The organism is Flintibacter sp. P01028, from assembly GCF_041925235.1.
GTDB classification, from domain to species: Bacteria; Bacillota; Clostridia; order Oscillospirales; family Oscillospiraceae; genus Lawsonibacter; species Lawsonibacter aceti.
In genome coordinates this window covers 495,187-501,186 of record NZ_JBHEVC010000002.1, presented here as the reverse complement: position 1 = coordinate 501,186, position 6,000 = coordinate 495,187, and the positions used below count along the sequence as shown (strand labels likewise).

At 56.8% G+C, this 6,000-nt stretch carries 4 protein-coding genes and 1 pseudogene; all 5 read right to left on the bottom strand.

The window, feature by feature from the left end; genetic code table 11:
* Positions 1 to 109 precede the first annotated feature (109 nt).
* Positions 110 to 1,528: pseudogene (locus ACEVJK_RS06750) on the bottom strand (DNA topoisomerase); the annotation flags it as partial.
* The gene (locus ACEVJK_RS06745; protein WP_374740259.1) at positions 1,525 to 2,661 is read right to left on the bottom strand and encodes a CD1107 family mobile element protein; all 1,137 of its coding nucleotides are present in this window, start codon (positions 2,659 to 2,661) and stop codon (positions 1,525 to 1,527) included. The gene ACEVJK_RS06745 and the pseudogene ACEVJK_RS06750, both read right to left, overlap by 4 nt.
* Positions 2,651 to 2,932: a DUF4315 family protein gene (locus ACEVJK_RS06740; protein ID WP_374740258.1), complete on the bottom strand. Its 282-nt coding sequence runs from the start codon at positions 2,930 to 2,932 to the stop codon at positions 2,651 to 2,653. Before ACEVJK_RS06740 ends, ACEVJK_RS06745 begins: the two co-directional genes overlap by 11 nt.
* Before the next feature lie 22 nt (positions 2,933 to 2,954).
* Positions 2,955 to 4,925: a CD1108 family mobile element protein gene (locus ACEVJK_RS06735; protein ID WP_374740257.1), complete on the bottom strand. Its 1,971-nt coding sequence runs from the start codon at positions 4,923 to 4,925 to the stop codon at positions 2,955 to 2,957.
* Positions 4,922 to 5,947, bottom strand: a complete 1,026-nt coding sequence (locus tag ACEVJK_RS06730) for a DNA cytosine methyltransferase (protein ID WP_374740266.1) — start codon at positions 5,945 to 5,947, stop codon at positions 4,922 to 4,924. Before ACEVJK_RS06730 ends, ACEVJK_RS06735 begins: the two co-directional genes overlap by 4 nt.
* Between the last annotated feature and the right edge of the window lie 53 nt (positions 5,948 to 6,000).

The window sequence follows — 6,000 nt, the reverse complement described above, 5'->3', positions numbered from 1 at the left end:
CGGCTCAATCTCTCATAAAGGGCGGTGATTTTACCGTTGCCTAATTTCTTGGGTTTCATGGGAACGCTCCTTTCTATAGGTGATTTCTTATCCCCCTTTCACAGCATATATCTTCCGTAAAGGCTTTGGGCGGGGAAGTGAAATGCTCCGTGATGACAGCCTCCGCACTCTCAAAGGTCTGTCCCTCGGCAAAGTCAGGCAGATCACTGCCGCTGTCCTCGTCCGTCTGCTTTTCCTTCAGGGAGGAACGGAAAACCCGGTCGATCTCCAGCCAGCCTTCGGAAAGGATATGTTTCCCCCTCGCCGTGAAGGAATGGCCGCCGCACTCAAATGTGGCCGTAACCGTTTCATACACATAGGGCTCCGCCGCCGCGCAAAGCAGCTTGCAGCAGACCAGCAAAAGAAGGTTCCTCTCACCCACAGGCAGCCCCTTGATATCCGCCTTTTCCATCTCCATTGTGGGGATGATGGCGTGATGGTCGGATACGTCCTTGTCTGGAATCATGGTCTCTACCAGCGGGAAGAAGGAACTGCACCCGTCAAAGGGCGGCACCTTCGCCGCCAGGTGGATCACACAGGAGGCCGTTTCCGCCATGTCGGAGGTGAGATACCGGCTGTCCGTCCGGGGATAGGTCAGCAGCTTCTTTTCATAGAGGCCCTGGGCATAATCAAGGGTCTGCTTCGCCGTGTAGCCAAACATCCGGTTCGCCTCCCGCTGCAAGGTGGTCAGGTCATAGAGCTTCGGGGGCTGCTCTTTTTTCTGCTCATGGGAAACGGAGGTGCAGATCACAGAAGCGCCGGCACAGGCGGCCTTGACCTGTTCCGCCTCCGCCGGATCAGCGATCTTCTCCGAAACCGCCTCGGCCCCGTCCACCTTCAGCCGCACATGATGGTATTTCTCCTTCTGGAAGCTGCTGATCTTCCAGTCACGGTCCGCCAGCATTGCAAGGGTGGGTGTCTGGACGCGTCCCACGTTCAGGGTGCGGTGGTAGAGGACGGAGAAAAGCCGGGTGGCATTGATCCCCACCAGCCAGTCCGCTTTCTGCCTGCAAAGGGCAGACTGATACAGGGTCTCGTACTCCACGCCGGGCCGGAGGCCGGAAAAGCCCTCCCGGATCGCCGTATCCTCCATAGAGGAAATCCAAAGACGGTAGATGGGCTTATGGCAGCCCGCCATTTCATACACCAGCCGGAGGATCAGCTCCCCTTCACGGCCTGCGTCACAGGCGTTCACCACCGCCTCCACATCCGGGCGGCCCATCAGGGAGCGGAGGTTTTCAAAGGCATCCTCCTTGCCGGGGGCGATCACATACCGGAAGGGCTCCGGCAGGATCGGGAGGTCGTCATAGCGCCATTTCTTAAACGCCTCGTCATAACCCGCCGCATCCAGCGGGGATACCAGGTGGCCTACACACCAGGAAACGATCAAACCGTTTCCCTCATAAAAGCCATCGGCCCTGGATTTCGCACCCAGGGCCGACGCGATACTTTTTGCTACACTCGGTTTTTCCGCGATAATCAGCTTCATTCCGTTTCCTCCGTTTCATCTTCATTCAGATATTCTTCTTCATCCTCCAGGTCGAGATCATCCAAATCAGACGGTACTTTCTTTCCCTGCTTCGGTTTCAGCACCAGGAAATAGGCCGCCGCACCGCCACCAGCCGCCAGGATCAGCAGCACCGCCAGAAGCGCACCGGCCCCGCCCTTCTTTTCGTCCACAGGTTCTTCCGGCACGTCAGGCTCCGGTTCGGTGTCGGTGACAGCCTCTTTCCCGGTACACTCGCTCATATTGTTTTTGCACACCGGGCAGGAGGTATCCACGGCCCCGGTCACACATTTATCCGTGCAGGTGCAGACAATGGGCGTCTCCGCCGCCTGTTCCCCATCCATGAGTGCCAGAAGGTCGGCTTCATCCACCTGGTTCAGGAAGTGGACGGTTTCTTCTCCCTTGTCGTCCCGGTCAATAATCAGATAAAACACATTGCCGCTTTTGGTCTCCACGGTGATAAACTGTTTGCCGCTTCCGGTAGCGCTGCCGATATCGTCAATCAGCGTCAGGTTCCCGTCCGGGGTCAGGGCGGCGCTGCCCCCGCCGCCTGTGAACAGCTCCAGTAGAGAAGCAATTTCATTCTCGCTGATGGAGAGGGAGAAGCTGTCCTCATCGGTATCCTCCGCTTCGGTGACGGTCAGATAGTCGGAGTGGACATAGCCCACACGCTCCGGCAGAAGCACTTTGATCCAGTCGCCATCCTTCCCGATGACCTCCACCGTTGTCCCGTTGGGAAGCTGGGTAAAGGCGGTATGGTCAAGCCCTGCCCCGGTACGGACATTCAGTCTGCCGCCGTTGGTGGTCACGGTGCCGGTCCGGTTCGCTCCCTCCGTGTCGCTGGAAGTGATCTCGATACCGTCCTCAGTCACAGTGATATTCGCCTGGGCGCCGGCCAGAGCGGAAAACAGGGTGGCGATATCATCCTCCGTCAAAGCGGAAAGGTCCGTGTCCTGATTCTCCACTTCGGTGGTCTCTGTATCCGGCTCCAGACCTCCCGTGATCTCATTCTCCGTGTCGCCGCCATAGGCAAAAGCGGTCACGGAAAAGGCACCCACGCACAACATAAGCGCCAGAAAAGCGGCGGTCAGCCGCAGCATGGTTTTATTCCTCATGTTCAAAATCCTCCGTTTCCTCATTCTCAACCTCCGCGTCGCTGTCCGCCGCCATCATATCCTCCGGCAGCGTGATCAGGCCGCTGGCATAGGCTTTCAGGAAAACGGTCAGCTCCCGGTTATCCATCTTCACGGCTTTCACCATGCGGACAATCTCCAGGTTTTCTTCCTCTGCAAGCTGCGCCTCCAATGCCCGCTGCTTTTTCTGCAGCTCTGCTATCTTGTCCTTCTTTTTCGCAATATCATTGCGGATTTTCTCAACAGTTGCCATGTGTGCAAAACTCCTTTCATTTTTAGGGCAGATGCCCAAAACTGTAATAATGGGTCTGCCAATAGGTCGTATTGATATTCGCATAGGAAATCGGCGATCCACAATGGATCATCATTCCACCGCCCACATAGATACCCACATGGGAGACGCCGGGGGTGTCATAGGTCCCTACAAAGAAAATCAGGTCGCCGGGCTTTGCCTGGGAACTGGATACCGGAGTGCAGATGTTGTATAGCCCTTGGGCGCCCAGCCGCCCCACATTCCATCCGCTGTGATTGATGACCCAGGACACGAACCCGGAGCAGTCAAAGGATGTGGAGGGGGACGAACCGCCCCACACATACGGATATCCCAGGTACTTTTCCGCCTCGGCTATCATGGCCGCAAAGGTTTCGTCCTCCAGGGCATCCGGGGGAATATCGTAATAGGTGGGCTCCTGCAAAGTGGAAGCGTTGGGGTACTCCGCTGTACCGAACAGGTCCGACCGGTTCCCCAGAGTAGACATATAGGTGGCGTACAGGGAAAGCTGGTCCTCATTCATCATGTAGACCGGCAGGTGGGACAGGTCGAAATTCTCCAGGGTCATGTTGCAGATGTAATAGTTATAGGGCACCTCCACGTCGTACTCATTGCCCTCGCTGTCCGTTCTGGTTTCCGTCCGATAGCGGACCTCCACTGTCACGGTCTGGGTCAGGGTGTATTGCCGGTCAAAGAGCATCTGAAGCTCTGCCTGTACGTCACCGATAGTAAATTCTCCTTCATGGAAAGCTGACAGAATGGAGATCAGCACATAGGGGTCATGGCCGATCTCGTCCAGATCGAAGCGGTATTCATCATAGCCTGGATGGTAGGACTCATAATTGTCCAGCTCATTTTGAAGTTCTGCCTCCATATCCGCATATGCTGCCTCCGCCGCCAGCATATCCGCGTCCTCCGAAAGATAGGAGGACAGGAACACGCCGCTGACGCCAGAGCCGCCCATCATGGAGCAGGAGGACATCCCGCCAAACAGTAGCCCCACGCAAGCACCGATACCCACTATCAGCAGGACCGCCCGGCTGTGGTTCTTCACATAGAGGAAAGTCTCCTTGAAGGCGTCCTTCGCCTTCTGCGCCGCGCTCTTTGTGGCGGCGGCGGTATTCTTCGCCGTTTTTTCGGCCTGGCGGATCTCCTTTGCGTAGTTCCTCTGGATACGCTTCTTTTGCAGATACCGGGAGACCGGGTTGGAGGCGGCCAGGGCTGGATCGTCATGGAGCGCCTTTTGGTAGAGGAAATCCGCGTTGGCCTTGATGGAGGCCTGCTCCGCCTTAACCGCGTCCCGCCAGGGCTTCATGCGGTGCTTCCGGACAGCGGAGCGGACCTTATTGCCGCCATAAGCTATGCCTTGCTCCGCCAGTTCCTCGCCTTTATGCCCAGCCTCCACACCCACATTTTCATGCTCCACCTTGTGGACCTCGCCGTGGACGGTGGCTTTTAATTCCTGCACCGGCCGGGAAAGAGGATTGTGCCGCAGGTGACCATTGGGCTTTTTCTCCACATCCTCAAAGTGAAGCTTGGTTTTGCCTTTACCCGCTGTCTCGTCAAAGCCCCGCTCGGTTTTCAGAACCTTCTTTGTCGGAATGGCGGCCTTCGCCGCGTCCAGTTGATCCGCCGCCCGCTCAGATCGTCGGATAGCTTTCTGCAAATCCGGGGCCGCCCGTTCTTCATCGGTGAATTGCAGACGGGAGGAAGGGCGTTGTCTTACGTTCGAACCTTCCCGGATGGTTTGGGTATCGGCCTTAACAGCCTTTCTCGCTTTGTGCCGCCCATGCCCAGAAGCAACACGCTCCGCCACGGCCTCCGCCGTAGCGGTTGGTTCTTCGGAAGCGGAGAGATCAACTTCCGCCTCCCGGCCGCTGATATTTGTAATCTCACCCGTAGCAAGGTTTTTTGTCACAGCGCCGTCATGGGTCATTTTCTGCGTGACCTTATCCGGCGCTTTCATTTCCTTCATCGTGGATCACCTGCCTTTCCATAAGGGCAAATCTCGTAACAGTTCCCGGTCTCAATCGCAGCAATATATTGAAAGATCGGGTACGCCTGGGGAGGGCAGACCGCGTTCCCCAGGGTTTTGAGCCGCAATGCCCTCCCATCCATGCGCTCGGTCATGCGGGGGATGCCATCGGGCTCCCGGTCCCAGAGGATACGTCCGTCCATCCCTGGGGGAAGCCCATCAGCCATTCCACCCAATCCGGGTTCAGCGCTGCCGTGTCCGACAACGGTCGCTCCTGACGGATCACCTGTGCTGACAGGTTGGAGGACGGAGATTGGTTCCGAAATGCCGTTGGCTTCAAGGTGGAACGGTAGCCCTCCGACGCTGCCGGAGTCAGATAAAACACCGCTGCTGACAGGGACAGGCTCCAGATGGAACCGTTCTTGTTTCTCTTGCGGAAAATCCCATTGTCGGACAGAAACACATCCAGGTTGGCCGCGTCCCTGCTTGTCCCCTTGTCGGAGGCAAGGGGCGTGGGAAACATCAGCCGCGACGATAAAAGTTCGCTGGCGCTCATGCCATGCGCCGACGCCGCAAGCCGGAAATACGAATGGGAGAACAGCGTAGCCCGCTTTTGCCAAGTCAAAAATCGTTTTGTCGAGCCCCATATTGATGAAGCCAGCAACATTTTCCCCAAGCACCCAACGGGGCCGCAGCTCGGTAATAACTCTGCACATTTCCGGCCACAAGTAGCGGGCATCCGCAAAACCCTTCCGTTTTCCTGCGGTGGAAAAGGGCTGACAGGGAAATCCACCGGAAATGACGGTGACTGTTTCAAGTCCTGTTTTCTCAAAAAACGCCTCCTTCGTGAAAGTCGTGATATCCCGGAACCTGGGGACTTCCGGCCAATGCGTCTCCAAGACGGAGTACGGAAAGTCCGCCCATTCGCATTGACAGACGGTTTGGAACCCGGCGGCCTCCGCCGCCAAGTCCAGGCCGCCTATGCCAGAAAACAGGCTCACATGTGTCAATTTAGCTTCGATATTGTTGTTCACCCCCTGATTTTGGGCATAAGAAAACCCGCTTCAGTTTGTGA